General features: G+C 65.4%; 25 protein-coding genes and 2 tRNA genes. 26 read left to right on the forward strand and 1 reads right to left on the reverse strand.

The window, feature by feature from the left end; genetic code table 11:
• Positions 1–4: 4 nt before the first annotated feature.
• Positions 5–1099: a toxic anion resistance protein gene (locus ACIPR8_RS18655; protein WP_446541981.1), complete on the forward strand. Its 1095-nt coding sequence runs from the start codon at positions 5–7 to the stop codon at positions 1097–1099.
• A gap of 147 nt (positions 1100–1246) precedes the next feature.
• On the opposite strand, the gene ACIPR8_RS18660 is transcribed toward ACIPR8_RS18655, so the two are convergent.
• Positions 1247–2137 (reverse strand): LysR family transcriptional regulator, encoded by an 891-nt coding sequence (locus ACIPR8_RS18660; RefSeq protein ID WP_313254731.1) that lies wholly within the window; start codon positions 2135–2137, stop codon positions 1247–1249.
• Between the two features lie 94 nt (positions 2138–2231).
• On the opposite strand from ACIPR8_RS18660, the gene trpB reads away from it, so the two are divergent.
• The 25 genes from trpB to rimP all read left to right on the forward strand — a co-directional run bounded on the left by trpB (position 2232) and on the right by rimP (position 25982).
• Positions 2232–3449 carry a tryptophan synthase subunit beta gene (trpB, locus tag ACIPR8_RS18665; RefSeq protein ID WP_132864357.1) on the forward strand — a complete coding sequence of 406 codons (1218 nt, stop codon included), beginning with the start codon at positions 2232–2234 and terminating at the stop codon, positions 3447–3449.
• Positions 3446–4096 (forward strand): hypothetical protein, encoded by a 651-nt coding sequence (locus tag ACIPR8_RS18670; RefSeq protein WP_446541982.1) that lies wholly within the window; start codon positions 3446–3448, stop codon positions 4094–4096. Before trpB ends, ACIPR8_RS18670 begins: the two co-directional genes overlap by 4 nt.
• Positions 4097–4103: 7 nt before the next feature.
• Positions 4104–4907, forward strand: coding sequence for a tryptophan synthase subunit alpha (gene trpA / locus ACIPR8_RS18675; protein ID WP_446542067.1), 804 nt, complete (start codon positions 4104–4106; stop codon positions 4905–4907).
• A gap of 241 nt (positions 4908–5148) precedes the next feature.
• Positions 5149–6030 carry an acetyl-CoA carboxylase, carboxyltransferase subunit beta gene (accD, locus tag ACIPR8_RS18680; RefSeq protein WP_192286196.1) on the forward strand — a complete coding sequence of 294 codons (882 nt, stop codon included), beginning with the start codon at positions 5149–5151 and terminating at the stop codon, positions 6028–6030.
• The gene (gene glmM / locus ACIPR8_RS18685; protein ID WP_446541983.1) at positions 6030–7385 is read left to right on the forward strand and encodes a phosphoglucosamine mutase; all 1356 of its coding nucleotides are present in this window, start codon (positions 6030–6032) and stop codon (positions 7383–7385) included. Before accD ends, glmM begins: the two co-directional genes overlap by 1 nt.
• A 73-nt stretch (positions 7386–7458) precedes the next feature.
• Positions 7459–8397 (forward strand): isopenicillin N synthase family dioxygenase, encoded by a 939-nt coding sequence (locus tag ACIPR8_RS18690; RefSeq protein ID WP_192286194.1) that lies wholly within the window; start codon positions 7459–7461, stop codon positions 8395–8397.
• A gap of 166 nt (positions 8398–8563) precedes the next feature.
• The gene (gene tpiA, locus ACIPR8_RS18695; protein WP_446541984.1) at positions 8564–9319 is read left to right on the forward strand and encodes a triose-phosphate isomerase; all 756 of its coding nucleotides are present in this window, start codon (positions 8564–8566) and stop codon (positions 9317–9319) included.
• A 28-nt stretch (positions 9320–9347) separates the two neighbouring features.
• Positions 9348–9782: a preprotein translocase subunit SecG gene (gene secG / locus ACIPR8_RS18700; protein ID WP_192286192.1), complete on the forward strand. Its 435-nt coding sequence runs from the start codon at positions 9348–9350 to the stop codon at positions 9780–9782.
• Between the two features lie 49 nt (positions 9783–9831).
• A tRNA-Leu gene (locus tag ACIPR8_RS18705) sits at positions 9832–9916 on the forward strand.
• 114 nt (positions 9917–10030) lie between these two features.
• Entirely contained in the window at positions 10031–10387 is a 357-nt protein-coding gene (locus tag ACIPR8_RS18710) for an NADH-quinone oxidoreductase subunit A (protein WP_057633772.1), read from the forward strand.
• On the forward strand, positions 10378–10932 hold the full coding sequence (locus ACIPR8_RS18715; protein ID WP_132864350.1) for a NuoB/complex I 20 kDa subunit family protein: 555 nt from the start codon (positions 10378–10380) through the stop codon (positions 10930–10932). The genes ACIPR8_RS18710 and ACIPR8_RS18715 overlap by 10 nt, the downstream gene beginning before the upstream one ends.
• Positions 10933–10968: 36 nt before the next feature.
• Positions 10969–11721 (forward strand): NADH-quinone oxidoreductase subunit C, encoded by a 753-nt coding sequence (locus ACIPR8_RS18720; protein WP_132864349.1) that lies wholly within the window; start codon positions 10969–10971, stop codon positions 11719–11721.
• The gene (locus ACIPR8_RS18725) at positions 11718–13025 is read left to right on the forward strand and encodes an NADH-quinone oxidoreductase subunit D (protein WP_446541985.1); all 1308 of its coding nucleotides are present in this window, start codon (positions 11718–11720) and stop codon (positions 13023–13025) included. Before ACIPR8_RS18720 ends, ACIPR8_RS18725 begins: the two co-directional genes overlap by 4 nt.
• Before the next feature lie 91 nt (positions 13026–13116).
• Positions 13117–13644 carry an NADH-quinone oxidoreductase subunit NuoE gene (nuoE, locus tag ACIPR8_RS18730; RefSeq protein WP_192286190.1) on the forward strand — a complete coding sequence of 176 codons (528 nt, stop codon included), beginning with the start codon at positions 13117–13119 and terminating at the stop codon, positions 13642–13644.
• 3 nt (positions 13645–13647) lie between these two features.
• Entirely contained in the window at positions 13648–14985 is a 1338-nt protein-coding gene (nuoF, locus tag ACIPR8_RS18735; protein WP_192286189.1) for an NADH-quinone oxidoreductase subunit NuoF, read from the forward strand.
• The gene (gene nuoG, locus ACIPR8_RS18740) at positions 14982–17216 is read left to right on the forward strand and encodes an NADH-quinone oxidoreductase subunit NuoG (protein ID WP_323437907.1); all 2235 of its coding nucleotides are present in this window, start codon (positions 14982–14984) and stop codon (positions 17214–17216) included. Before nuoF ends, nuoG begins: the two co-directional genes overlap by 4 nt.
• The gene (gene nuoH / locus ACIPR8_RS18745) at positions 17213–18307 is read left to right on the forward strand and encodes an NADH-quinone oxidoreductase subunit NuoH (protein ID WP_132864344.1); all 1095 of its coding nucleotides are present in this window, start codon (positions 17213–17215) and stop codon (positions 18305–18307) included. Before nuoG ends, nuoH begins: the two co-directional genes overlap by 4 nt.
• Before the next feature lie 3 nt (positions 18308–18310).
• Positions 18311–18799, forward strand: coding sequence for an NADH-quinone oxidoreductase subunit NuoI (nuoI, locus tag ACIPR8_RS18750; protein ID WP_132864343.1), 489 nt, complete (start codon positions 18311–18313; stop codon positions 18797–18799).
• Positions 18800–18808: 9 nt separating this feature from the next.
• A complete protein-coding gene (locus ACIPR8_RS18755) occupies positions 18809–19462 on the forward strand; it encodes an NADH-quinone oxidoreductase subunit J (RefSeq protein WP_192286187.1) in 654 nt (217 codons plus the stop codon).
• Positions 19459–19764, forward strand: a complete 306-nt coding sequence (nuoK, locus tag ACIPR8_RS18760; RefSeq protein ID WP_054656949.1) for an NADH-quinone oxidoreductase subunit NuoK — start codon at positions 19459–19461, stop codon at positions 19762–19764. Before ACIPR8_RS18755 ends, nuoK begins: the two co-directional genes overlap by 4 nt.
• 6 nt (positions 19765–19770) lie before the next feature.
• Positions 19771–21879, forward strand: coding sequence for an NADH-quinone oxidoreductase subunit L (nuoL, locus tag ACIPR8_RS18765; protein WP_192286186.1), 2109 nt, complete (start codon positions 19771–19773; stop codon positions 21877–21879).
• Between the two features lie 19 nt (positions 21880–21898).
• Positions 21899–23410, forward strand: coding sequence for an NADH-quinone oxidoreductase subunit M (locus ACIPR8_RS18770; protein WP_313254691.1), 1512 nt, complete (start codon positions 21899–21901; stop codon positions 23408–23410).
• Positions 23411–23446: 36 nt separating this feature from the next.
• The gene (nuoN, locus tag ACIPR8_RS18775) at positions 23447–24907 is read left to right on the forward strand and encodes an NADH-quinone oxidoreductase subunit NuoN (protein WP_132864338.1); all 1461 of its coding nucleotides are present in this window, start codon (positions 23447–23449) and stop codon (positions 24905–24907) included.
• 211 nt (positions 24908–25118) lie between these two features.
• A tRNA-Met gene (locus ACIPR8_RS18780) sits at positions 25119–25195 on the forward strand.
• Between the two features lie 196 nt (positions 25196–25391).
• Positions 25392–25982, forward strand: coding sequence for a ribosome maturation factor RimP (gene rimP, locus ACIPR8_RS18785; protein ID WP_192286184.1), 591 nt, complete (start codon positions 25392–25394; stop codon positions 25980–25982).

The following is a 25982-nucleotide window of genomic DNA, read 5'->3' on the forward strand; positions in this document are numbered from 1 at the left end:
GCTGATGACGCAGGACAATATCCCGGTGCCGAGCGGCCCCTCCACCGAAGTGGATGCCGGCATGCTGGTCGCGCTGGGCCTGAGCGACGCCGACCGCCCGCAGATCGCGCAGGTCGTACGGACCCTGGACGACATCAGCCCGGGCAACCTGCACGTGTTCGGCCGCGAAGCGGCGGGCAAGAGCGCCGCGTTCTCCACCCAACTGCTGGACCACGTGCGCAACCGCGACCTGGACGCCTCCGGCGACAAGCTGGGCGAAGTGGTGCGCATCGCCCGTTCGCTGAAGCTGGACAGCCTGCAGGAACGCTCGAAGGTGCCGGTCATTGGCGGATTGATCGACCGCATGCGCGCCTCCAAGGGCGAGCTGGTGCAGAAATTCAGTGACACCAACCAACAGATCGAGCAGTTGATGCGCGACGTCGGTATCCAGCAGGCACAGATGGGCCAGCGCGTCGGCGAGTTCGACCGCATGCATGCCATCGTCCGCGACGAGCGGCAGAGCCTGGGCATCCATATCGCCGCCGGCAAGCAGCGGCTGTCCGAGCTGCAGCAGGAGCTGCAGTCGCTGGTCGGGCTGGAAGACCCGCAGTCGCGGATCCGTCGCGGCGAGATCGACAACGCGGTGCGCCTGCTCGACAAGCGTGTCGGCGACCTGACCGTGATGCAGCACGCGGCCGACCAGTCGCTGCCGATGATCCGGTTGATCCAGGCCAATGCGATCCAGCTGATCGAGAAGTTCAACACCGTGCGCGACATCACCATCCCGTCGTGGAAGCGCCAGTTCGCGATCCAGTTGTCGCTGGGGGAACAGAAGAACGCGGTGGAGCTGTCCAATGCCATCGACGACGCCACCAACGAACTGATGCGCCGCAATGCCGACCTGATGCGGCAGACCTCGGTGGACACCGCCAAGGCCAACCAGCGCGCCGTGATCGACGTGGCCACCCTGCGGCATGTGCACGAGCAGCTGATCGCCACGGTGGAGGAGGTGCGCAACATCCATCGCGAAGGCATGCAGCAGCGCCAGCAGGCCGAAGTGGAGCTGGCACGTTTGCGCGAGGACGTGCAGCAGCGCCTGGCCCAACCCACCCAAGGCTGACCTGCCGCTAGGAGCGGCCTTGGCCGCGACGCAGATGCAGATCCGGGTGTCGGCAGAACCAGTGCCAGCTCGCAGGCTCGGGATGTGGCTCCGGCGAGGGGGCGATGGGTGTCGGTTTCGCGGCCAAGGCCGCGCCTGCGACGGGTGTCAGGCCAGTTGGCGTTGCAGCCATGCCGAGAGTGCATCCACCCGCGGATCGTCCCCGTTGCCAGCCGTGCACAGTGCCCAGCTGCCTTCGGTATCGACGAAGCCCCACGGGGCGATCAGCCGGCCATTGACCAAGTCCTCGGCCACCAACGGCTCGGGTGCGATGGCAATGCCGATCCCGGCCACCGCCGCTTCCAGCTGGTAGTACAGGTGTTCGAAGCCGGTGCCGTAGCGCAGTTGCCCGGGGTCAAGGTCATTCAGCGCCGCCCAGGTCGGCCAGGCCTGTGGGCGCGAACGGGTATGCAGCAGCTCGTGCGACAGCAGCACTTCCAGCGGTTGCCGTGCCAGCGCATGTGCGCCGATCAGTGAAGGGCTGAATACTGGGCCGATCCGTTCGGTGGCCAGGTGATGCACCTGCCAGCCGGGCGGCCACGGTGCCTGTCCCAGCAGCAGGGCTGCATCCATGCCTTCCAGGCGGGGCGGGAAATCGCCGTCCTGTGCGGCCAGGTGCAGGGTCAGCCCGGGCAGGTCGCGTTGCAGTGCCTGCAAGCGCGGGATCACCCAGCGCGCCAGCAGGCTGCCCGGGCAGCCCAGCACGAACGCGGCGTTGCGCGCCGGCCGGCGCAGGGCCGCCACGCAATCGCGCAGTTGGGCGAACGCGCCGGAGGTTGCTTCGAGCAGGCGATGACCGGCGGCGGTTGGACGGATGCCGCGGCCGTCACGCTCGAACAGGGTCACGCCCAGTTCCTCCTCCAGGGCCCGCAGCTGGCGGCTGACCGCGCCATGGGTGACGTGCAGCTCGGCGGCGGCATGGCTGACGCTGCGCAGGCGGGCGGCGGCCTCGAAGGCACGCAAGGCGTTGAGCGAGGGCAGGGTGGCAGGGTCTTTCATGTGAGTTTTTCTAACACATGGCCCAGAAAGAATCGATTTTTATGTAACAAGGGCTGCGTTAGAGTGCGGGCCTGTTCCTCGTTGCCTGATTGCCATGACCGCTGCCCCGATCGACGATTTCCACGCTTTTCCCGATGCCCGGGGCCATTTCGGCCGCTATGGCGGCAGCTTTGTCGCCGAAACCCTGGTCGGCCCGTTGCAGGAGCTGGCGCAGGCCTACGACCAGGCGCGGGTCGATCCGTCCTTCATCGCCGCCTATGACAAGGACCTGAAGCATTACGTCGGCCGGCCCAGCCCGATCTACCACGCCGAGCGGCTGAGCAAGGACGTGGGCGGGGCGCAGATCCTGCTCAAGCGCGAGGACCTGAACCACACTGGCGCGCACAAGATCAACAACACCATCGGCCAGGCCCTGTTGGCCGCACGCATGGGCAAGACCCGCATCATCGCCGAGACCGGCGCCGGCCAGCACGGCGTGGCCTCGGCCACGGTGGCCGCGCGGCTGGGCCTGGAGTGCGTGGTCTACATGGGCGCCACCGACATCGAGCGGCAGAAGATCAACGTCTACCGCATGAAGCTGCTCGGCGCGACGGTGGTGCCGGTCAGCAGCGGCTCGGCCACGCTCAAGGACGCGCTGAACGAGGCCATGCGCGACTGGGTGACCAATGTGCGCGACACCTTCTACATCATCGGCACCGTCGCCGGCCCGGACCCGTACCCACGCATGGTGCGCGACTTCAACGCCATCGTCGGCCGCGAGGCGCGCGCGCAGATGCTGGAGGACTACGGCCGGCTGCCGGATGCGATCACCGCCTGCGTCGGCGGCGGTTCCAACGCCATCGGCCTGTTCCATGCCTTCCTCAATGACCCGCAGGTGAAGATCTACGGCGCCGAGGCCGCCGGTGACGGCATTTCCACCGGCCGCCATGCCGCCTCGATCTCGGCCGGCCGCCCCGGCGTGCTGCACGGCAACCGCACCTATGTGCTGTGCGATGACGACGGCCAGATCACCGAGACCCACTCCATCTCGGCTGGCCTGGATTACCCGGGCGTCGGGCCGGAGCATTCCTTCCTGGCCGACACCGGACGTGCGCAGTACCTGGGCATCACCGACGAGGAGGCGCTGGCCGCCTTCCATCGCCTGACCCGTACCGAAGGCATCCTGCCGGCGCTGGAATCCAGCCATGCGGTCGCGCAGGCGATCAAGCTGGCGCGCGAGCTGCCCAAGGACGCGCTGGTGCTGTGCAACCTGTCCGGACGTGGCGACAAGGACGTGCATACCATCGCCGCCCGCGAAGGGCTGGTGCTGTGAGCGGTCCCGTCATACGCACGGCGCTGTTGTGCGTGCTGGCCGGCCTGGCTGCCTGTAAGCCGGCCGAGCCGGAGGTCGTGCCGCCCGCCCCGGCGGCACCTGCACCTGCACCTACAGTGCAGGCCCCGGCCACGGCCACGGCGCCGGCGCCGGCGCCGGCAGCTGCCGCGCCCGCCGATCTCTCCCGGTTTGGTGAGCTGCGCATCGGCGCGCCGTTCGGCAAGGCGCCGGGTGACCGCGCCTTCGTTTCGGCTGGCATGCGCGAGCTGATGGAAGGCGATTGCGAGTACTACGACCAGGGCAGCCTGCCGGAAAGCATGTCGATGATGGTGCTGGGTGACCGCATCGCCCGGTTCGAGGTGGACCTGGAGCAGGACCCCGGCGTCGCGCTCGATGCGCCGCCGGCCGGTGCGCCTGCTCTTCCGTTCGGGCTGTGGACGGGCATGCGCGTGGCCGAGGCCAACAAGCGCCTGCCCGCCGGCGTGGTGACATCGCCGCATGCCTACAACTCCCCGGATGGCGATTACCTGACCTGGACCGACAAGGCCAGCAAGCTGGCCATTCGGCTGGAAACCCTCAATGGCGTGGTCACCGCGATCTATTGGGGCCAGCCGGACGCGGTTGAACTGATTGAAGGATGTGCCTGAGATGTCCGTGACCCGAATTGATGAATGTTTCGCACGCCTGCGCGCTTCCGGGCGCAAGGCGCTGATCCCGTTCGTGACCGCCGGCGATCCGTCGCTGGAGGCGACCGTGCCGGTGATGCATGCCCTGGTGGCCGCCGGTGCCGATGTGATCGAACTGGGCGTGCCGTTCTCCGACCCGATGGCCGACGGCCCGACCATCCAGCGCAGCTCCGAGCACGCGTTGGCGCGGGGTGCCACCCTGCGCTACGTGTTCGACAGCGTCGCCGCCTTCCGCCAGCAGGACAGCAAGACCCCGGTGGTGTTGATGGGCTACCTCAACCCGGTCGAGATCCGCGGCCCGGCCCGGTTTGCCGAGGAAGCGGTGAGCGCCGGCGTGGACGGCGTGCTGCTGGTCGACCTGCCGCCCGAGGAGGCCGAGGAAACCCGGGCGGCCTTCACGGCCGCCGGCCTGGCGCTGATCCTGCTGGCCTCGCCGACCAGTAGCGAGCAGCGTCTCACTACACTGTGCGAAGCCGCGCTGGGCTATCTGTACTACGTGAGCTTTGCCGGTGTCACCGGTGCCTCCGAGCGGCTGGACAGCCAGGCGGCCAGTGAACGCCTGCGCCTGTTGCGCCAACGCAGCAAGGCCCCGGTGGTCGCCGGCTTCGGCATCAAGGATGCGGCCAGCGCTGCGGCGATGGCGGTGGACGCTGATGGCGTGGTGGTCGGTAGTGCGCTTGTCTCCGCGCTGGCTGAGACGTCGACCCCGGAGGCTGCTGCCGAAGCCGCCACCCGTTTCCTGGTCCCGCTGCGCGACGCGCTGGGTCACTGAGCGGCCTGTAGAAGCGGCTTCAGCCGCGAAACCGATACCGCCAGAACACAGGCAATCGCCGGCCCGCTGGGAGGCGGTCGGTGATATCGGCTCCGCGGCCGAGGCCGCTCCTGCCGGGTTTGCCGGCGCTGCAAACGTACGCAGCAGTAGGGTTTCGGGCTACGCCGTGGTCGCAGGGGTGAGCTAGACTGTCGCCCCTGTCGCGGCCTGCGGGCCGCCCTGAATGGAACCATCATTCCGCATGAGTTGGCTCAGCAAGTTGATGCCGTCCGGCATCCGCACCGACAACACGCCCTCCAAGAAGCGCAGCGTCCCCGAAGGCCTGTGGGAAAAGTGCAGCAGCTGCGGCGCGGCCCTGTACCGGCCCGAGCTGGAGGAGAACCTCGAGGTCTGCCCCAAGTGTGGGCATCACATGGCCATCCGCGCGCGCGCGCGCCTGGCCGCGCTGTTCGACGCCGACAGCACCACCGAGATCGCCGCCCGCCTCGGGCCGACCGACGTGCTGAAGTTCAAGGACCAGAAGAAGTACAGCGACCGCATCAAGTCCACCCAGAAGAACACCGGCGAGTACGACGCGCTGGTGGCCATGCGTGGCCTGCTCAAGGGGCGGCCGCTGGTGGCCTCGTCCTTCGATTTCGCCTTCATGGGCGGTTCGATGGGCTCGGTGGTCGGCGAGCGCTTCTCGCTGGCGGCTGAAACCGCGCTGGAGATGGGCGCGCCTTACGTGTGCTTCTCCGCCAGCGGCGGCGCGCGCATGCAGGAAGGCCTGTTCTCGCTGATGCAGATGGCCAAGACCTCGGCCGCGCTGGGCAAGCTGCGCGAGGCCGGCCTTCCGTACATCTCGGTGCTGACCCATCCCACCACCGGTGGCGTGTCGGCCTCGTTCGCGATGCTGGGCGACATCAACATCGCCGAGCCGCAGGCGCTGATCGGCTTTGCCGGCCCACGCGTGATCGAGCAGACCGTGCGTGAAAAGCTGCCGGAAGGCTTCCAGCGTTCCGAGTTCCTGCTCGAACACGGCGCCATCGACCAGATCTGCGACCGTCGTGAAATGCGCGACCGCCTCTCCGACCTGCTGGCCATGATGATGCGCCAGCCCCAGAACCAGGACGAAGCGGCCTGATGAGCGCACGCAAGTATTTCGGTACCGACGGCATCCGTGGCCGCGTCGGCAAGGGGGTCATTTCCGCCGATTTCGTGCTGCGCGTGGGCAATGCGCTGGGCCGGGTGCTGGTCGAGCGCAACGGTGGCCAGCCCACCGTGGTGATCGGCAAGGACACCCGCATCTCCGGTTACATGTTCGAATCGGCGCTGGAGGCGGGGTTGGTCGCGGCCGGCGTCAACGTGCAGTTGATCGGCCCGATGCCGACCCCGGCGGTGGCCTTCCTGGCGCACACGCTGGGCGCTGATGCCGGCATCGTCATCAGTGCCTCGCACAACCCGCATTACGACAACGGCATCAAGTTCTTCTCTGGAGAAGGGGAGAAGCTTGACGACGCCACTGAACTGGCGCTGGAAGCAGCGATGGACCAGCCCTTCAGCACAGTCGAGTCCGAGCAGTTGGGCAAGGCGATGCGTGCCCGTGACGCGGTGGGCCGTTACATCGAATTCTGCAAGGCCAGCGCGCCGCGCGACTTCTACCTGCGTGGCCTGAAGATCGTGCTGGATTGCGCCCATGGCGCCACCTATCACGTCGCTCCGCTGCTGTTCCGCGAGCTGGGCGCCGACGTGGTCGCGATCGGTGCCGAGCCCAACGGCGTGAACATCAATGACGGTGTCGGCTCCACCCACATCGACAACCTGTCGCGCAAGGTGGTCGAGGTCGGTGCCGACCTGGGCATCGCCTTCGACGGTGACGGCGATCGCGTGCTGATGGTTGATGACACTGGCGCGGCAGTCGATGGCGACGGCCTGTTGTACCTGCTGGCCAAGGCCTGGCAGGCCAGTGGCCGCCTGCGCGGCCCGGTGGTCGGTACGCTGATGACCAATTACGGGTTGGAACAGGCGCTGGAGCAGCTGGGCATTGCCTTCGTGCGTGCCAATGTCGGTGACCGATACGTGCACCAGGCGCTGGTCGAAGGCAATGGCGTGCTCGGTGGAGAGGCGTCCGGCCACATCCTGTGCCTGGACCGCGCCACCACCGGCGATGCCATCGTCAGTGCGCTGCAGGTGCTGGAAGTGCTGGGACGCGATGGCGCCAGCCTGCGCCAGGCGCTGCAGGGGCTGGCCCAGGTGCCGCAGAAGACCATCAACGTGCGCCTGGAGTCCGGGGCGCGGGAGGTGGTGAACAGTGCGCCGGTACAAGAGGCGCTGGCCGCCGCGCAGCAGGCTGTGGCCGGGCGGGGCAGGGCGTTCCTGCGTCCCTCCGGTACCGAGCCGGTGGTGCGTGTCACGGTCGAGGCCGACGAGGCCGGGCTGATGAGCGCCACGCTGGAAGCCCTGGCCGATGCGGTGCGTTCGGCTGCCGCACAGGTTTGAGCTGGATCATGGTGTTGTCCCGGGGCGCTCGGTTCCAATGGCCGCCGCCCCGTTTCCCTTTCTGGAGTTTCAAATGAGTTCCCGTATTCCCACCCTCGACATCACCCGCTTTGACACCGACCGTGAGGCCTTCGTGGCCGAGCTGGGCGCGGCGTACCGCGAGTGGGGCTTCGCGGGTATCCGCAACCACGGCATCCCGCAGGCCGAGATCGATGCCGCCTACGACGTGTTCAAGGCCTTTTTCGCCCTGCCCGAAGCGGTGAAGAAGCAGTACCACATCGCCGGCGGTGGCGGTGCCCGCGGCTATACCCCGTTCGGCGTGGAAACGGCCAAGGGCTCCAAGCACTTCGACCTGAAGGAGTTCTGGCACGTCGGTCGCGAGATCCCGGACGATTCCAGGTACCGCGACGTGATGCCGCCGAACCTGTGGCCGAGCGAGGTGCCGGGTTTCCGTGAGTACGGCTATGGCCTGTACCAGAAGCTCGACAACCTGGGTTCGCGCGTGCTGTCGGCGCTGGCGTTGCACATCGGCCTGCCGCAGGACTACTTCGCCGACAAGACCAACAACGGCAACTCGATCCTGCGCCCGATCCATTACCCGCCGATCACCACCGACGACATCCCCAATGTCCGCGCCGGTGCACATGGCGACATCAACTTCATCACCCTGCTGGTGGGCGCCAGCGCCGCTGGCCTGGAAGTGCAGTCGCACGAGGGCGAGTGGGTGCCGTTCACCTCGGACGCGGACACCATCGTGGTCAACATCGGCGACATGCTGCAGCGGCTGACCAACCACGTGTACCCGTCGACCATCCACCGGGTGGTCAACCCCCCGGGCGACCTGGCCCGCCAGCCGCGCTACTCGGTGCCGTTCTTCCTGCACCCGAACCCGGACTTCCTGATCGATGTGCTGCCCTCGTGCATCACCCCGGAGAACCCGAGCCGGTACCCGGAGGCGATCACCGCCCATGGCTTCCTGGAAGAGCGCCTGCGCGAGATCAAGCTGAAGTAACGCCCGGTGCCGGCTCTGCCGGTTCCGGTTCGTCCGCAAGCGCCGTCGCGGCCCCTGGCCCGGCGGCGTTTGTGCATGTTGTCCCGCTTTGTCCGCAGTTGTCCTGCCGATGTCTGCATTTCGGCTATCCTTCGCCCACCTTTTTAGAACTGAGAGTCACTCCTGAATGCGCCAGAAGATCGTTGCCGGTAACTGGAAGCTGCATGGCAGCCGTCAATTCGCCACCGAGTTGGTGGGGCAGGTGGCTGCCGGGCTGCCGCTGGAGGGAGTGAAGGTGGTGATCTTGCCGCCGTTGCCGTACCTGGGCGACCTGGTCGAGGACTTCGAGGGTACGGCGCTGGAATTTGGTGCGCAGGACGTCAGCTGTAATGAAAAGGGTGCCTATACCGGTGAAGTTTCGGCCAGCATGCTGATTGATGTCGGCGCCAGTCATGGCTTGGTGGGGCATTCGGAGCGCCGCCAGTACCACCATGAGAGCAGCGAGTTGGTGGCACGCAAGTTCGTGGCAGCCATCCACGCGGGCCTGACGCCGGTCTTGTGCGTGGGTGAGACGCTGGAGCAGCGGGAGGCGGCGCAGACCGAGCAGGTCATCGCCGCGCAGCTGGCGCCGGTGCTGGATCTGGCCGGGGTCGAGGCCTTCGCCAGGGCGGTGGTGGCCTATGAGCCGGTCTGGGCGATCGGCACCGGCCGGACCGCCACGCCGGAGCAGGCGCAGGCCGTGCATGCGTTCATCCGTGGCGAAGTGGCCAAGCGCGATGCTAGAATCGCTGATTCGCTGCCGCTGCTCTATGGTGGCAGCGTCAAGCCCGACAATGCCGCAGAGCTGTTTTCGCAGCCTGACGTTGATGGCGGGCTGGTAGGCGGCGCATCGCTGGTGGCGGCGGATTTCCTGGCCATCGCGAGGGCAGCAGCCGGTCGCTAACGGGTGAATTGTCCGGGACGGATTTCAAATGCTGATGTTGATCCTCAATGTGGTCTATGTGCTGGTGGCGATCGCGATGATCGCGCTGATCCTGATGCAGCGCGGTTCTGGCGCCGCGGCGGGCTCGGGTTTTGGTGCCGGCGCTTCGGGTACGGTGTTCGGTGCGCGTGGCGCGTCCAACTTCCTGTCCAAGTCGACCAAGTGGCTGGCCGTGGTGTTCTTCGGCATCAGCCTGTTCATGGCCTGGTACGCCAGCCATGGCGCCCGCTCCTCCGGTGAAGGCCTGGGCCTGATGTCGACCCAGATCGAGGCTCCGGCGGCTACCCCGGCCGCGCCGGCCGGTGAGTTGCAGTCCATCCCGCAGGCCCCGGCGGCCGGCGAAGTGCCGCAGGCAGCAGCCCCGGCAGAAAATATTCCGTCCAGTAGTGAAGAAAAGCCTGCCGAAGGCGCACAGAAAGACTGAAGACGGTTACAATACGCGGCGCTCTGCTGAACCAGCAGGGCCGACGTAAGCCCAGGTGGCGGAATTGGTAGACGCACTACCTTGAGGTGGTAGCGACGAGAGTCGTAGGGGTTCGAGTCCCCTCTTGGGCACCATAGTTTGTAAGCGGGTACACGGGATGCAGCAGCCTCCCGTCGTGGCAAGTCCCGTCAATCCCCCATGCCTTGGCGCCCTTCGGGTGTCCCGGGCAGAGGCAAGAGAGAATCGCTGTGCTGGCCGAATATTTGCCGTCTCTGCTGTTTCTGATCGTCGCCACCGGCATCGGCGTCACGCTGATGTTGATCGGTCGGTTCCTCGCTCCCCGTTCGCCGGACAACGAGAAACTCTCGGCCTACGAGTGTGGCTTCGAGGCGTTCGAAAACGCGCGCATGAAGTTCGACGTGCGTTACTACCTGATCGCCATCCAGTTCATCGTCTTTGACCTGGAAATCATCTTCATCGTGCCTTGGACCCAGGTCTTCATGGAGCTGGGCGCCCGCTCGCTCGTGACCATGGGCCTGTTCGTGGGCATGTTGTTCCTCGGCTTTATCTACGTTTGGAAGAAGGGAGCGCTGGAATGGGAGTGATTCAGACTCTCGACGGCCTGATGAACAACCCCGTCCCGGAAGGGCGGGTTGATGACATTCTGCGGCCTGAAGGCGAGAACCCCCTGCTCGAGAAGGGCTACGTGACCACCAGCGTCGACGCGCTGTTGAACTGGGCGCGTACCGGCTCGATGTGGCCGATGACCTTCGGTCTGGCCTGCTGCGCGGTGGAGATGATGCACGCCGGCGCCGCCCGCCTGGACCTTGACCGTTACGGCGTGGTGTTCCGCCCGTCGCCGCGCCAGTCCGACGTGATGATCGTGGCCGGCACCCTGGTCAACAAGATGGCCCCGGCGCTGCGCAAGGTCTACGACCAGATGCCCGACCCGAAGTGGGTCATCTCGATGGGTAGCTGCGCCAATGGCGGCGGCTATTACCACTATTCGTATGCCGTGGTGCGTGGCTGTGACCGCGTGGTGCCGGTGGACGTGTACGTCCCGGGTTGCCCGCCGACCGCCGAGGCGCTGGTCTACGGCATCTTGCAGCTGCAGAAGAAGATCTGGCGCACCCAGACCATCTCCCGCTGACGATCCCCCTTTCAAATCAAGAGCACGCCAGCCCCCATGGCCCAGCAAGCACCTTCAATCATCGACCGACTTGCCGCACGTTTCGCCGGTGCGCAGGTCAGCGTGGTCGAACCGCGCGGCGAAGTGACGCTGGAGGTGCCCGCCGCGGACTGGCATGCAACGGCCCAGGTGCTGCGTGACGAGCTCGGCTTCGAGCATGCCACCGACCTGTGCGGCGTCGATTACCTCGGCTACGGCAGCGACGAGTGGGATACCTCGGACGTCTCCTCGCACGGTTTCAGCCGTGGCGTGGAAGGCAAGGGCGCCGGCCGTTTCGCGTGGGGCGAGTTCCCCAGCCACGAAACCGCCGAAGGCGCCCGCCCGGATGCACTGCCGAAGCAGCGCTTCGCGGTGGTCGTCCAGCTGCGTTCCTACCAGCACAACCAGCTGCTGCGCCTGCGCTGCTTCGCTCCCAGTGAAGAACTGCCGGTGGTGGCCTCGCTGACCGACATCTGGCCGGGCCTGAACTGGTTCGAGCGCGAGGCGTTCGACCTGTACGGCGTGATCTTCGAAGGTCACCCGGACCTGCGCCGCATCCTGACCGACTACGGTTTCGTGGGCCATCCGTTCCGCAAGGATTTCCCGCTGATCGGCAACGTCGAAGTGCGTTACGACGAAGAAAAGAAGCGTGTGGTGTACGAGCCGGTGACTTCGGTCGAGCCGCGCGTCGGCGTGCCGCGCGTGATCCGCGATGACGCCCGCTTCCAGACCGCGGAAGGCGAGCGCGCGCTGACGGAGGCAAGCAAGTGAGTGAGTTCCATCAGGCCTCGCAGGCCTTCGCCAGCAATCCCGCCGAAGCCCGGCAGGAGATCCGCAACTACACCATGAACTTCGGCCCGCAGCACCCGGCCGCGCATGGCGTGCTGCGCCTGATCCTGGAAATGGACGGTGAAACCATCGTCCGTGCCGACCCGCACATCGGCCTGCTGCACCGCGCGACCGAGAAGCTGGCCGAGTCCAAGCCGTTCAACCAGTCGGTCGGCTACATGGACCGCCTGGACTACTGCTCGATGATGTGCAACGAGCACGCCTACGTGCGCGCGATCGAGACCCTGGTGGGGATCGAGGCGCCGGAGCGTGCGCAGTACATCCGCACCCTGTTCGACGAAGTCACCCGCATCCTGAACCACCTGATGTGGCTGGGTTCCAACGCGCTCGACCTGGGCGCGATGGCGGTGATGCTGTACGCCTTCCGTGAGCGCGAAGAGCTGATGGATTGCTACGAGGCGGTCTCCGGCGCGCGCATGCACGCGGCCTACTACCGTCCGGGCGGTGTGTACCGTGACCTGCCGGACACGATGCCGAAGTACAAGGAGTCGCGCTGGCACAAGGGCAACGCCCTCAAGCGCCTGAACGCATCGCGCGAGGGTTCGCTGCTGGACTTCCTGGAGAACTTCACCAACGAGTTCCCCAAGCGCGTCGACGAATACGAAACCCTGCTCACCGACAACCGCATCTGGAAGCAGCGTACGGTCGGCATCGGCGTGGTCAGCCCGGAGCATGCGCTGGCATGGGGCATGACCGGCGTGATGCTGCGCGGTTCGGGCATTGCCTGGGACCTGCGCAAGAAGCAGCCGTACGCCAAGTACGACGCGGTTGATTTCGACATCCCGCTGGGCACCAATGGCGACTGCTACGACCGTTACCTGGTCCGCGTGGCCGAGATGCGCGAATCCAACCGCATCATCAAGCAGTGCGTGCAGTGGCTGAAGGCCAACCCGGGCCCGGTCATGGTCAAGAACTTCAAGATCGCCCCGCCGGCCCGCGCCGAGATGAAGGACGACATGGAAGCGCTGATCCACCACTTCAAGCTGTTCAGCGAAGGCTACTGCGTACCGGCCGGCGAGACCTACGCCGCGGTCGAGGCGCCGAAGGGTGAGTTTGGCTGCTACCTGATGTCCGACGGTGCCAACAAGCCGTTCCGCGTGCACCTGCGTGCGCCGGGCTTCGCCCACCTGTCCTCGATCGATTCGGTCGTGCGCGGCCACATGCTGGCCGACGTGGTGGCGATGATTGGTACCTACGACCTCGTGTTTGGTGAGGTCGACCGGTAATGCCGGGCAACAACACAGCGCCCGGTGCCTGCGCGGCTTGCCTGCTGCAGGTATCGGTTTTTCAGGATTTGGTATTCGTTGAGGTCGGCCGATGAAGGCGACAGGTAATTACGAGGCAGCACGCGACGTCGACCCGATGGTCGTGTTGAGTGACAAGACGCGTGCCCACATTGACCACTGGTTGACCAAGTTCCCGCCGGAGCGCAAGCGTTCGGCGGTGCTGCAGGGCCTGCACGCCGCCCAGGAGCAGAACCAGGGCTGGCTGACCGACGAGCTGATCGCCGGCGTGGCCAAGTACCTGGACCTGCCGTTCGTGTGGGCCTACGAGGTCGCCACCTTCTACTCGATGTTCGAGACCGAGAAGGTGGGCCGCAACAACGTCGCCATCTGCACCAACATCAGCTGCTGGCTCAACGGCGCCGACGACATCGTCCGCCATTGCGAGAAGAAGCTGGGCATCAAGCACGGTGAATCGACCCCGGACGGCCGCGTCTACCTCAAGCGCGAGGAAGAGTGCCTGGCTGGCTGCGCGGGCGCGCCGATGATGGTCATCAACGGTCACTACCATGAGCGCCTGACGCTGGACCAGGTCGACGCGCTGCTGGACGGGCTGGAGTAAGGCATGGCACACCACGAATCCAAGGGCCCGGTCGGACCGGCGCCGCTTCCGCACAACGTGGTTTACACCACGCTGCACTACGACACCCCGTGGTCGTACGAGAGCTACCTCAAGACCGGCGGTTACGCCGCGCTGCGCAAGATCCTCGAAGAGAAGATCCCGCCGGCCGACGTGATCGAGATGGTCAAGCAGTCCGGCCTGCGTGGCCGCGGCGGTGCGGGCTTCCCGACCGGCCTGAAGTGGTCCTTCATGCCCAAGGGCGACGTGCAGAAGTACATCCTCTGCAACTCGGACGAATCCGAGCCGGGCACCTGCAAGGACCGCGACATCCTGCGCTACAACCCGCACTCGGTGGTGGAGGGCATGGCCATCGCCTGCTACGCCACCGGTTCCACCGTGGGCTACAACTATCTGCGTGGTGAGTTCCACCACGAGCCGTTCGAGCACTTCGAGCAGGCCCTGGCCGATGCCTACAAGCATGGCTGGCTGGGCAAGAACGTGCTGGGCAGCGGCGTGGACATCGACATCTACGGTGCGCTGGGCGCCGGCGCCTACATCTGCGGCGAAGAAACCGCGCTGATGGAATCGCTGGAAGGCAAGAAGGGCCAGCCGCGCTACAAGCCGCCGTTCCCGGCCAACTTCGGCCTGTACGGCAAGCCGTCGACGATCAACAACACCGAGACCTACGGCTCGGTGCCGGCGATCATCCGCAACGGTCCGGAGTGGTTCAAGGGCCTGAGCCTGACCAACAACGGCGGCCCGAAGTGCTTCTCGGTCTCCGGTTGCGTCACCAAGGGCGGCAACTTCGAAGTGCCGCTGGGCACCACCTTCGACGCGCTGCTGGAAATGGCCGGTGGCCTGCGCCCGGGCCGCAAGCTGAAGGCGGCGATCCCGGGCGGCGTCTCGATGCCGGTGCTGACCGCCGAGCAGCTCAAGGACCTGCCGATGGACTATGACACCATCCGTGCGCTGGGTTCCGGCCTGGGTTCGGGTGCGATCGTGGTGCTGGATGACAGCGTGTGCTGCGTCAAGTTCGCCTGCCGCATCAGCCAGTTCTTCCACAAGGAATCCTGCGGCCAGTGCACCCCGTGCCGTGAAGGCACCGGCTGGATGCACCGCGTGCTGGAGCGCATCGTCGCCGGCCAGGCCACGATGGACGACCTGCACCAGCTCAAGACGGTCGCCGGCCAGATCGAAGGCCACACCATCTGCGCGTTCGGTGAAGCGGCGGCATGGCCGATCCAGGGTTTCCTGCGCCAGTTCTGGGACGAATTCGAGTACTACATCGTCAACGGTCATTCGATGGTTGACGGCAAGAAGGTGGAGGCTGCTGCCGCATGAGCGCGCAACCGGTAAATCCAAACGTGCCGCCGGACCACGTCTCGATCGAGATCGATGGCCAGGCACTGGTCGTGCCCAAGGGTTCGATGATCATCCAGGCCGCCGACAAGGCCGGCATCCCGATCCCGCGCTTCTGCTACCACGAGAAGCTGCCGATCGCCGCCAACTGCCGCATGTGCCTGGTCGACGTTGAAAAGTCGCCCAAGCCGTCGCCGGCGTGCGCGACCCCGGTCATGGATGGCATGAAGATCCAGACCCGCAACGAGAAGGCACTCAAGTACCAGCGTTCGGTGATGGAGTTCCTGCTCATCAACCACCCGCTGGACTGCCCGATCTGCGACCAGGGCGGTGAGTGCGAGCTGCAGGACGTCTCGCTGGGCTATGGCCGTTCGGTCAGCCGCTTCAACGAGCGCAAGCGCGTGGTGGCTGACGAGGACATGGGTCCGCTGGTCGCCACCGAGATGACCCGCTGCATCCAGTGCACCCGCTGCGTGCGCTTCACCGCCGAAGTGGCGGGCACCTACGAGCTGGGCGGCATGTCGCGCGGTGAGAACCTGCAGATCGGCACCTACGACGGCAAGCCGCTGACCACCGAGCTGTCCGGCAACGTCATCGACGTGTGCCCGGTCGGCGCGCTGACCAACAAGGTGTTCCAGTTCAAGGCACGCCCGTGGGAGCTGACCGCGCGCGAGTCGCTGGGTTACCACGACGCGATGGGCTCGAACCTGTTCCTGCACGTGCGCCGCGGCGAAGTGCTGCGCGCGGTGCCGCGTGACAACGAGCTGGTCAACGAGTGCTGGCTGTCCGATCGCGATCGTTACTCGCACCAGGGCCTGTATGCCGCTGACCGTGCGGTCAAGCCGCTGCAGAAGGTCAACGGCGAGTGGAAGGAAGTGAGCTGGGCCGAAGGCCTGGCCGCCGCCCGCGAGATCCTTGACGCCAACCGTGGCGACGACCTCGGCGTGCTGGTGCATCCGTCGACCTCCAACGAGGAAGGCGCGCTGCTGGCTCGTCTGGCCGCTGGCCTGGGTTCGAACAACCTCGACCACCGCATCAACAACCGCGACTTCTCCGATGCGCCGGTAGCCGAAGTGTTCGGCGCCTCGCTGGCCGACATCGAGAACGCCGACCGCATCGTCGTGCTGGGTAGCAACATCCGCCACGAACTGCCGCTGCTGCATGCCCGCCTGCGCAAGGCGCAGACCCAGCGTGGCGCGCAGATCTTCGCGGTCAACCCGGTGGAGTTCGACTTCGCCTTCAAGCTGGCCGGCAAGCAGATCGTCGCCCCGTCGCGCTTCGTCGAGGCGCTGGGCAACGCACAGCTGGTCGATGCGGTGAAGGGCGGTGCCAACACCGTCATCATCGTCGGTGCGATTGCCGAGAATCACCCGCAGGCCGCCGCGATCCGTTCGGCCGCCAGTGCATTCGCCGCCGCCACCGGCGCCAAGCTGTGCCGCATCCCGCAGGGCGCCAATGCCGTTGGCCTGTCGCGCGTCGGCGTGCTGCCGGCCGGCAAGGACGTCAACGCGATGCTGGCGCAGCCGCGCAAGGCCTACGTGCTGTACGGCATCGAGCCGGGCCTGGACTTCGCCGACACCAACGCCGCCCGAAAGGCGCTGGCCGGTGCCAAGGTGGTGTCCTTCAGCCAGTACGCCTGTGCCTCGACCCGCGACGTCGCCGACCTGATCCTGCCGATCGGCGCGCTGCCGGAGGTCGACGGCACGCTGACCAACCTCGACGGCCGCGAGCAGGTCGCCCGTGCCGGTGGCAAGCTGCAGGGCGAGGCCCGCGAGGGCTGGCGCGTGCTGCGTGCGCTGGGCGGTGACATGCAATTGGCCGGTTTCGGCTTCACCGATCTGGCCGGCCTGCGCGCGAGCATCGCGCCGGTGTCGGTCAAGGTGGCCGCTTCGGCGCAGCCGCAGGTGGCCGGCGAGGGCCTGGAGGTCGCTTCGACCCCGGCCATCTACCGCACCGATGCCGTCGTCCGCCGTGCCCAGGCACTGCAGGCGCATCCGCTCAACACCGACCCGCGCATCGTGCTCAATGCCGACGATGCCGCGCGCCTGTCGCTGGGCGAGGGCCAGATGGCAAAGGTCGGCAACGATGCCGGTCGTGCCACGCTGCCGGTGGTGGTCGACGCGCGCGTCGCCGCCGGTACGGTTTGGATTGAATCGGGCCACGGCGCGACCGCGCCGCTGGGTGCCGCACGTGTAACGGTGGTGGCTGCATGAACGAGTTGCTGTTGAACGCGGTCGACCCGCTGCACCAGTGGTTCCTCGCCCTGGGCGACATCGGCATCGTCCTGTGGACGGTGCTGAAGATCCTGCTCATCGCGATGCCGGTGATCATCTCGGTGGCGTTCTACGTGTTGTGGGAGCGCAAGCTGATCGGCTGGATGCACGTCCGCCACGGGCCCATGTACGTGGGCCTCGGCGGCCTGCTGCAGGCCTTCGCTGACGTCACCAAGCTGCTGTTCAAGGAAATCATCGCTCCGGCCAGCGCGCACAAGGCGATGTACGTCATCGCGCCGCTGATCGTGCTGGCGCCGTCGTTCGCGGCGTGGGCGGTGGTGCCCTTCGACTACAAGCTGGTGCTGTCCAACGCCAACGTCGGCCTGCTGTACCTGCTGGCGATGACCTCGCTGGGCGTGTACGGCGTGATCCTGGCGGGCTGGGCATCCAACTCGAAGTACGCCTTCCTCGGCGCGATGCGTTCGGCCGCCCAGGTGGTCAGCTACGAAATCGCGATGGGCTTCGCGCTGGTCGGCGTGATGATCGCCGCCGGCAGCCTGAACCTGACCGACATCGTGCTGGCGCAGAAGGGTGATTCGGGCCTGTTTGACTGGTTCCTGCTGCCGCTGCTGCCGCTGTTCGTCGTGTACTGGGTGTCCGGCGTCGCCGAGACCAACCGCGCGCCGTTCGACGTGGTGGAAGGCGAGTCGGAAATCGTCGCCGGCCACATGGTCGAGTACTCCGGCGGTGCGTTCGCGCTGTTCTTCCTGGCCGAATACGCCAACATGATCCTGGTCAGCTTCCTGATCTCGATCTTCTTCCTGGGTGGCTGGCTGAGCCCGCTGCAGGGTTGGGTCAGCGGTGATGTGTCGCCGTGGATCAACTGGATCTGGGACGGTGGCTGGCCGTGGCTGCTGCTCAAGGTGCTGTTCTTCGCCAGCGCCTACATCTGGTTCCGTGCCAGCTTCCCGCGTTTCCGTTACGACCAGATCATGCGTCTGGGTTGGAAGGTGTTCATCCCGCTGACCATTTTCTGGATCGCGGTGACGGCACTGATGGTGTTCTACGGCGTGATCCAGAAGGGCGTTTGATTCATGAATAAGATCACCCACTATTTCAAGAGCCTGCTGCTCCTGGAGCTGCTCGGAGGCCTGTGGCTGACGTTGAAGTACACGTTCAAGCCCAAGTACACCGTGCTGTACCCGATGGAGAAGTTCCCGCAGTCGCCGCGCTTCCGCGGCCTGCACGCCCTGCGCCGTTATCCCAACGGTGAAGAGCGCTGCATCGCCTGCAAGCTGTGCGAAGCGGTGTGCCCGGCGCTGGCCATCACCATCGACTCGGCCAAGCGCGAGGACGGCACCCGCCGCACCACGCGTTACGAGATCGATCTGTTCAAGTGCATCTTCTGCGGCTTCTGCGAGGAAAGCTGCCCGGTGGACTCGATCGTCGAGACCCACATTCTCGAGTACCACTTCGAGAAGCGTGGCGAAAACATCATCACCAAGCCGCAGCTGCTGGCCATCGGCGATCGGCTTGAAACCGAAATCGCCGAGCGCCGCGCCGCCGACGCTGCTTTCCGCTGAGGTCTCGAGATGGATTGGGTAAATATCGCTTTCTGGTTCTTCTCGATCATCGCGGGCATTTCGGCCGCGTCGGTGATCAGCGTGCGCAACCCGGTGTATGCCGTGCTGTGCCTGATCCTGACCTTCTTCTCGGTGGCCTGCGTGTGGCTGCTGGTGGGGGCCGAGTTCCTGGGCGTCACGCTGGTGCTGGTGTACGTCGGTGCGGTGATGGTGTTGTTCCTGTTCGTGGTGATGATGCTGGACATCGATACCACCAACCTGCGTGAAGGCTGGGTGCGCTACCTGCCGGTGGGCCTGGTGGTCGCGGTGGTGATGCTGGTGCAGATGCTGACCCTGATCGGCATCAAGGCCCGCATGGCGCCGTTCCCCGTGGACAACGCCGCCGCGGTCGCCGCGGACACCTCCAACATCACCTGGCTGGCGCGCAGCCTGTTCACCGAATACCTGCTGCCGTTCGAGTTCGCCGCAGTGATCCTGACCGTCGCCGTGGTGGCAGCCGTGATGCTGACCCTGCGCCGCCGTCAGGGCCTGAAGACGCAGAACCCGACCGAGCAGACCATGGTCAAGGCAAAAGACCGCCTGCGCATCGTCAAGATGGCCGCCGAGAAGCCGGTGGTGCAGGTGCAAGCGAACAACGAAGGTGGCGAGGAGGCCAAGCCATGATTTCCCTGGGCCATATGCTCGCGCTGGGCGCGGTGATGTTCTGCATCTCCGTCGCCGGCATCTTCCTGAACCGGAAGAACATCATCGTGCTGCTGATGTCGATCGAACTGATGCTGCTGTCGGTCAACATCAACTTCATCGCCTTCTCGCGTGAGCTGGGCGATACCGCCGGCCAGCTGTTCGTGTTCTTCATCCTGACCGTGGCCGCAGCCGAAGCTGCAATCGGCCTCGCGATCCTGGTGACCTTGTTCCGTACTCGCCACACCATCAACGTGGGCGAAGTTGATTCGCTGAAGGGCTGATCCGAGATGGAAATCACTCTCTCCAAGAGTCTGTTGATCGCAGTGGTGCTCGCACCACTGTTCGGCAGCATCATCGCCGGCCTCTTCGGACGCCAGGTCGGGCGCAAAGGCGCCCAGTACATCACCATCCTCGGCGTGGCGATCAGCTTCGTGCTGTCCGCACACACGCTGTACCAGCTGCTGTGGGGTGGGGCGCAGCCGTTCAACCAGAACATCTACACCTTCTTCGAGGTCGGCCAGTACGCGGCCCACGTCGGCTTCATGATCGATCGCATGACCGCCATGATGATGGTGGTGGTGAGCTTCGTGTCGCTGCTGGTGCACATCTACTCCATCGGCTACATGTCCGAGGACGACGGCTACCAGCGCTTCTTCAGCTACATCTCGCTGTTCACCTTCTCGATGTTCACGCTGGTGATGAGCAACAACTTCCTGCAGCTGTTCTTCGGCTGGGAAGCGGTGGGTCTGGTGTCGTACCTGCTGATCGGCTTCTACTTCAAGAAGCCCAGCGCCATCTTCGCCAACATGAAGGCCTTCCTGGTCAACCGCGTCGGTGACTTCGGCTTCCTGCTGGGCATCGGCGGCATCCTGTGGGCGTTCGGGACGCTGGACTACGCCACCGTGTTCGCCAATGCCGGCACCGTGCTGGGTACCGATGCCACCGGCCATGCCATGGTGCAGCTGATCGGTGACCATCAGTGGTCGATCGCCACCGTGATCTGCATCTGCCTGTTCATCGGCGCGATGGGCAAGTCGGCCCAGGTGCCGCTGCACGTGTGGCTGCCGGACTCGATGGAAGGCCCGACCCCGATCTCGGCGCTGATCCATGCCGCGACGATGGTGACCGCGGGCATCTTCATGGTCACCCGCATGTCGCCGCTGTTCGAGCTGTCGCAGACCGCGCTGGACTTCATCCTGTTCATCGGTGCGACCACGGCCTTCTTCACCGGCCTGATCGGCATCGTGCAGAGCGACATCAAGCGCGTGGTTGCCTACTCGACGCTGTCGCAGCTGGGCTACATGACCGTTGCCCTGGGCGTGTCCGCCTACTCGGGCGCCGTGTTCCACCTGATGACCCACGCCTTCTTCAAGGCGCTGCTGTTCCTGGGTGCCGGCTCGGTGATCATCGGCATGCACCACGAGCAGAACATGCTGAAGATGGGCGGCCTGCGCAAATACATGCCGATCACCCACATCACCATGTGGATCGGTACGCTGGCCCTGGTCGGCACCCCGTTCTTCGCGGGCTTCTACTCCAAGGACACCATCATCGAAGCCGCCGCGCACCACGCGCAGCATTCGTCCAGCTGGGTGGCCACGTATGGCTACTGGGCGGTGCTTGGTGGCGTGATCGTCACCAGCTTCTACAGCTTCCGCCTGCTGTTCCTGACCTTCTTCGGCAAGGAGCGCTTCCGTGACGCGCACGATGACCACGGCCATCACGGCCATGGCCACGATGACCACCACGGTCACGGCGCCCACGAGCCGCACGAGTCGCCGCTGGTGGTGACGGTGCCGCTGATCCTGCTGGCCATCCCGTCCATCCTGATCGGCTTCTTCACCATTGGCCCGATGCTGTTCGGCACCGGCTGGGACGGTCATGCCGCCGAGGGTGGCGTGCCGGGCCAGGCCATGTCGTTCTTCACCGGCATCGTCGATTTCTACGACCCGGCACGCGACACCATCGCCGCCGTGGGCAAGGAGTTCTGGCACGGCTCGGTGGCCTACGCGCTGCACGGCATGATGATGCCGGCGTTCTGGCTGACGGTTGCGGGCTTCATCCTGGCGTGGGTGTTCTACGTCTGGAAGCCGGAACTGGCCGGTCAGGCGCGCAAGAACCTGGCACCGCTGGTTTCGGTGCTGGAAAACAAGTACGGCTTCGACAAGCTCTGGATCGACGGCTTTGCCGGCGGTGGTGTGCAGCTCGGCAAGGCCGCCCGTGCCGTGGACAGCACGGTCGTCGACGGTGTGGTGGTGAATGGTTCGGCCCGTCTGGTCGACTTGGCTGCCAACCTGCTGCGCCGCACCCAATCCGGTTTCCTCTACCACTACGCCTTCGCGATGATCATCGGCCTGATTGCCCTGCTGGGCCTGCTGATGCATTTCTGGCGTTGACCTGTACGGAATAGAAGACGTGTCGAACTGGCCCCTACTTAGTGTTCTCATCTGGCTGCCGATCATCGGCGGTGCGTTGATCCTCGCCGTGCGCAACGCCCAGACCGCCCGTTGGGCGTCGCTGGCGGTGGCATTGCTCACCTTCCTGTTGAGCCTCGGCCTGCTCAGCGGCTATGACCGCGGCGCCGCCGACGTGATGCAGTTCGTCGAGCAGCATCCGTGGATCCCGGCCTTCGGTATCGGCTACAACCTCGCCGTCGATGGCATCGCCATCGCGCTGGTGCTGCTGACCACCCTGGTCGGCGTGCTGGCCCTGATCGGCGCCTGGGGCGTGGTCGACAAGCGCGTGAACCAGTACGTCGCCGCCTTCCTGATCCTGGAAGGCGTCACGGTCGGCATCTTCGCCGCCACCGACGCGATGCTGTTCTACGTGTTCTTCGAAGCCATGCTGATCCCGATGTTCCTGATCATCGGCGTCTGGGGCGGCCCGCGTCGCATCTATGCGGCCATGAAGTTCTTCCTGTACACCTTCCTCGGCTCGGTGCTGATGCTGGTGGCGCTGATCTACCTGTACCTGAAGGGCGGCAGCTTCCAGCTGGCCGACCTGTACCAGCTGCAGTTGTCGGCCAAGGAACAGACGTGGATCTTCTTCGCCTTCCTGATCGCCTTCGCGGTCAAGGTGCCGATGTTCCCGGTGCACACCTGGCTGCCGGATGCGCACGTGGAAGCGCCGACCGCCGGTTCGGTGATCCTGGCGGCCATCGCGCTGAAGATCGGTGGCTACGGCTTCCTGCGCTTCAACCTGCCGATCGTGCCGGACGCCAGCGCCGAGTGGGCCTGGCTGGTGATCGCGCTGTCGCTGGTGGCGGTGATCTACGTCGGCCTGGTCGCGATGGTGCAGGACGACATGAAGAAGCTGATCGCCTATTCGTCGGTCGCACACATGGGCTTCGTCACCCTCGGCACGTTCACTGCGCTGTGGCTGGTGCGTGAGGCCGGCAACGCCGACGCCGCCCGCCTGGGCCTGCAGGGCGCCATGGTGCAGATGATCTCGCACGGCTTCGTGTCCGGTGCGATGTTCTCCTGCGTGGGCGTGCTGTACGACCGCATGCACAGCCGCCGCATCGCCGATTACGGCGGCGTGGTCAACGTGATGCCGTGGTTCGCCACCTTCGCGTTGCTGTTCTTCATGGCCAACTCGGGCCTGCCGGGTACCAGCGGCTTCGTGGGTGAATTCATGATCGTGCTGGCGTCCTTCCAGTGGAACCCGCTGGTGGCACTGGGTGCGGCGACCACGCTGATCATCAGCGCCGCGTACTCGCTGTGGCTGTACAAGCGCGTGTTCTTCGGCGAGGTGGGCAATGCCCATGTGGCCGAACTGAAGGACATCAACGGTCGTGAATGGCTGGTGTTGGGTGTGTTCGCCGTCGGCACGCTGGTGCTGGGCTTCTATCCCAAGCCGCTGACCGACCTGATGGAGCCGTCCATCGCCAAGCTGGCGATGCAGATCGCATCGAGCAAGCTGCTGTAAGCGGCCCGTCGAGAGTATTGATTCCAGGATTTGATGATGACAACGCCGACGCTTCTGCCGTTGACCACCGCCGACCTCCCGCCGTTGCTGCCAGAACTGGTGGTGATTGGTGGCGCCTTCGCCCTGCTGATCCTCGATCTGTTCATCAGCAACCGGCACAAGGTCTGGACCCACTTCATCTCGGTGGCCGTGCTGGCCGTCGCCTTCGGCCTGCTGCTGGGTGGCGTGGGCGGGCAGGGTGAGGTGTTCCATGGCATGTTCATCCGCGACAACGCCGCCGACATCATGAAGACGGTGGTGGTGCTGGTCAGTGGCCTGAGCCTGATCTACGGCTGGAGCTACCTGCGCGAACGCAACCTGTACCAGGGCGAGATCCCGGTGCTGATCCTGTTCGCCACCGCCGGCATGATGATCCTGGTGTCGGCCGGTAGCCTGCTGATGGTCTACCTGGGCCTGGAGCTGCTGGCGCTGTGTTCGTACGCGCTGGTTGCCAGCAACCGCGAGAACAAGCTCGCCGCCGAAGCCGGCATGAAGTACATCGTGCTGGGTTCGCTGGCCTCGGGCCTGCTGCTGTACGGCATGTCGCTGATCTATGGCGCCACCGGCTCGCTGCACCTGGACGTCATCCACGGCGCCATCGCCCATTCCGACGAGCGCCTGCTGCTGCTGACCGGCGCGGTGTTCATGGTCGCCGGCGTTGCCTTCAAGCTGGGCGCTGCGCCGTTCCACATGTGGCTGCCGGACGTGTACCAGGGTGCCCCGGCGCCGATCGCGCTGTTCATCAGCTCGGCACCGAAGCTGGCCGCGTTCGGCATGGCTTACCGCCTGCTGGAAATGGGCGTGGGCCCGTTGTCGACCGAACTGCAGTATGTGCTGGCCGGCCTGGCCGCGCTGTCGCTGATCGTCGGTAACCTGATGGCCATCGCGCAGACCAACCTCAAGCGCATGCTGGCCTACTCCACGGTCTCCCACATCGGCTTCCTGCTGATGGGCGTGGCCGGTGGCGGCGAGCAGGGCTATTCGGCCGCGATGTTCTACGCGGTGGCTTACGCCATCATGTCGACGGCTTCGTTCGGCGCGATCATCGCGCTGTCGCGTGCCGGCTTCGAGGCCGAGAACATCGAGGACTTCAAGGGCCTGAATGCCCGTAGCCCGTGGATGGCCGGTCTGGTCCTGTGCATCATGGCGTCGCTGGCCGGTATCCCGCCGTTCCTGGGTTTCTGGACCAAGCTGGCGGTGCTGGGCGCTGCAATCAACGGTGACCTGCTGTGGCTGGCCATGGTCGGTGTGATCTGCGCGGTGATCGGTTGCTTCTATTACCTGCGTGTCATCAAGGTCATGTACTTCGATGAGCCGGTGGGCGAGGCGCTGCCGCGCAACAACGATCGCATCCTGGGCATCGTGCTGGGCGTGAATTCGGTCCTGCTGCTGTTCCTGCCGCTGGGCCTGGGGCCGATCCTGCAGTGGATGCGCACGGCATTTGCACATTTGTCGTAATAATTTTCAAAAAACAGTTACACAAAGATGTGAATCGTGTAATATTCACATCCTGATTTGACGGCAGCAACGCGACGCGGCGCTGCCGGAATCACCGGAAGGTGGTTCGCCGGGGAGTCAATTCCTCGGGTTTCTCCGGAAGATCGGAGAAACAAGTGAAGTAAATAAGGGTTGCAATCTGATCCAAGTTACTTCATAATTCCGCTTCTGCTGCGGGGTGGAGCAGTCTGGCAGCTCGTCGGGCTCATAACCCGAAGGTCGCAGGTTCAAATCCTGCCCCCGCTACCAGCTTCGGTTTCTGCGACAATGTCGATTGAAGCCAAAGTCTGGGCTCGCAAGAACGTTTGCTTCCGTTCTTGCAACCGGAATCCAGTCACCGGATTTCAACCGGACAAAGGGCCCAATAGGGTCCTTTGTTGTTTCCGGACAACGGAAAATCCCGGCTGGGTGGTACCAGCCCCCATTTACCGAACCAAGGCAGGCTGTGAGCGACAAGGCTACTGAAATCGCGAATCTGCTGGGCCCCACCGTGCAAGCGCTGGGGCTCGATTTGTTGGGCGCCGAATATCTGCCGGCCCCCGGCGGCGCAACCCTGCGCCTGTACATCGACGTGCCGCTGGCCGAGCAGCCCGAGCGCATGGTCAATGTCGACGACTGCGAGCGGGTCAGCCGCGAAGTGTCGGCGCAACTGGACGTGGAGGACCCGATCAGCGGCAACTACACGCTGGAAGTCTCTTCGCCGGGCGTGGACCGTCCGTTGTTCACGCTGGAACAGTTCGAGCAGCAGCTTGGCCAGTCCGCCAAGGTCGGCCTGAAGCTGCCGCAGGAGAGCCGCCGCCGCCTGCAGGGCGAGATCGCCGCGGTGGACCACGCGCAGGGCACCGTGACGTTCATCGTCGACGGCAAGCCGTTCGTGGCCGCGTTCGACAACATCGACAAGGCACGCATCATTCCGGACTGGGCCGCACTGGGCCTGGCGCCGACCAAACCCACCGGCCCGGCCCCGAAGAAGGGCGACAAGGCCAAGAACAAATCCAATAACGAAACGGCGGCCAAAAAGCCGCGCGCGGAGTGA

It is taken from the genome of Stenotrophomonas sp. LARHCG68, from assembly GCF_052871705.1.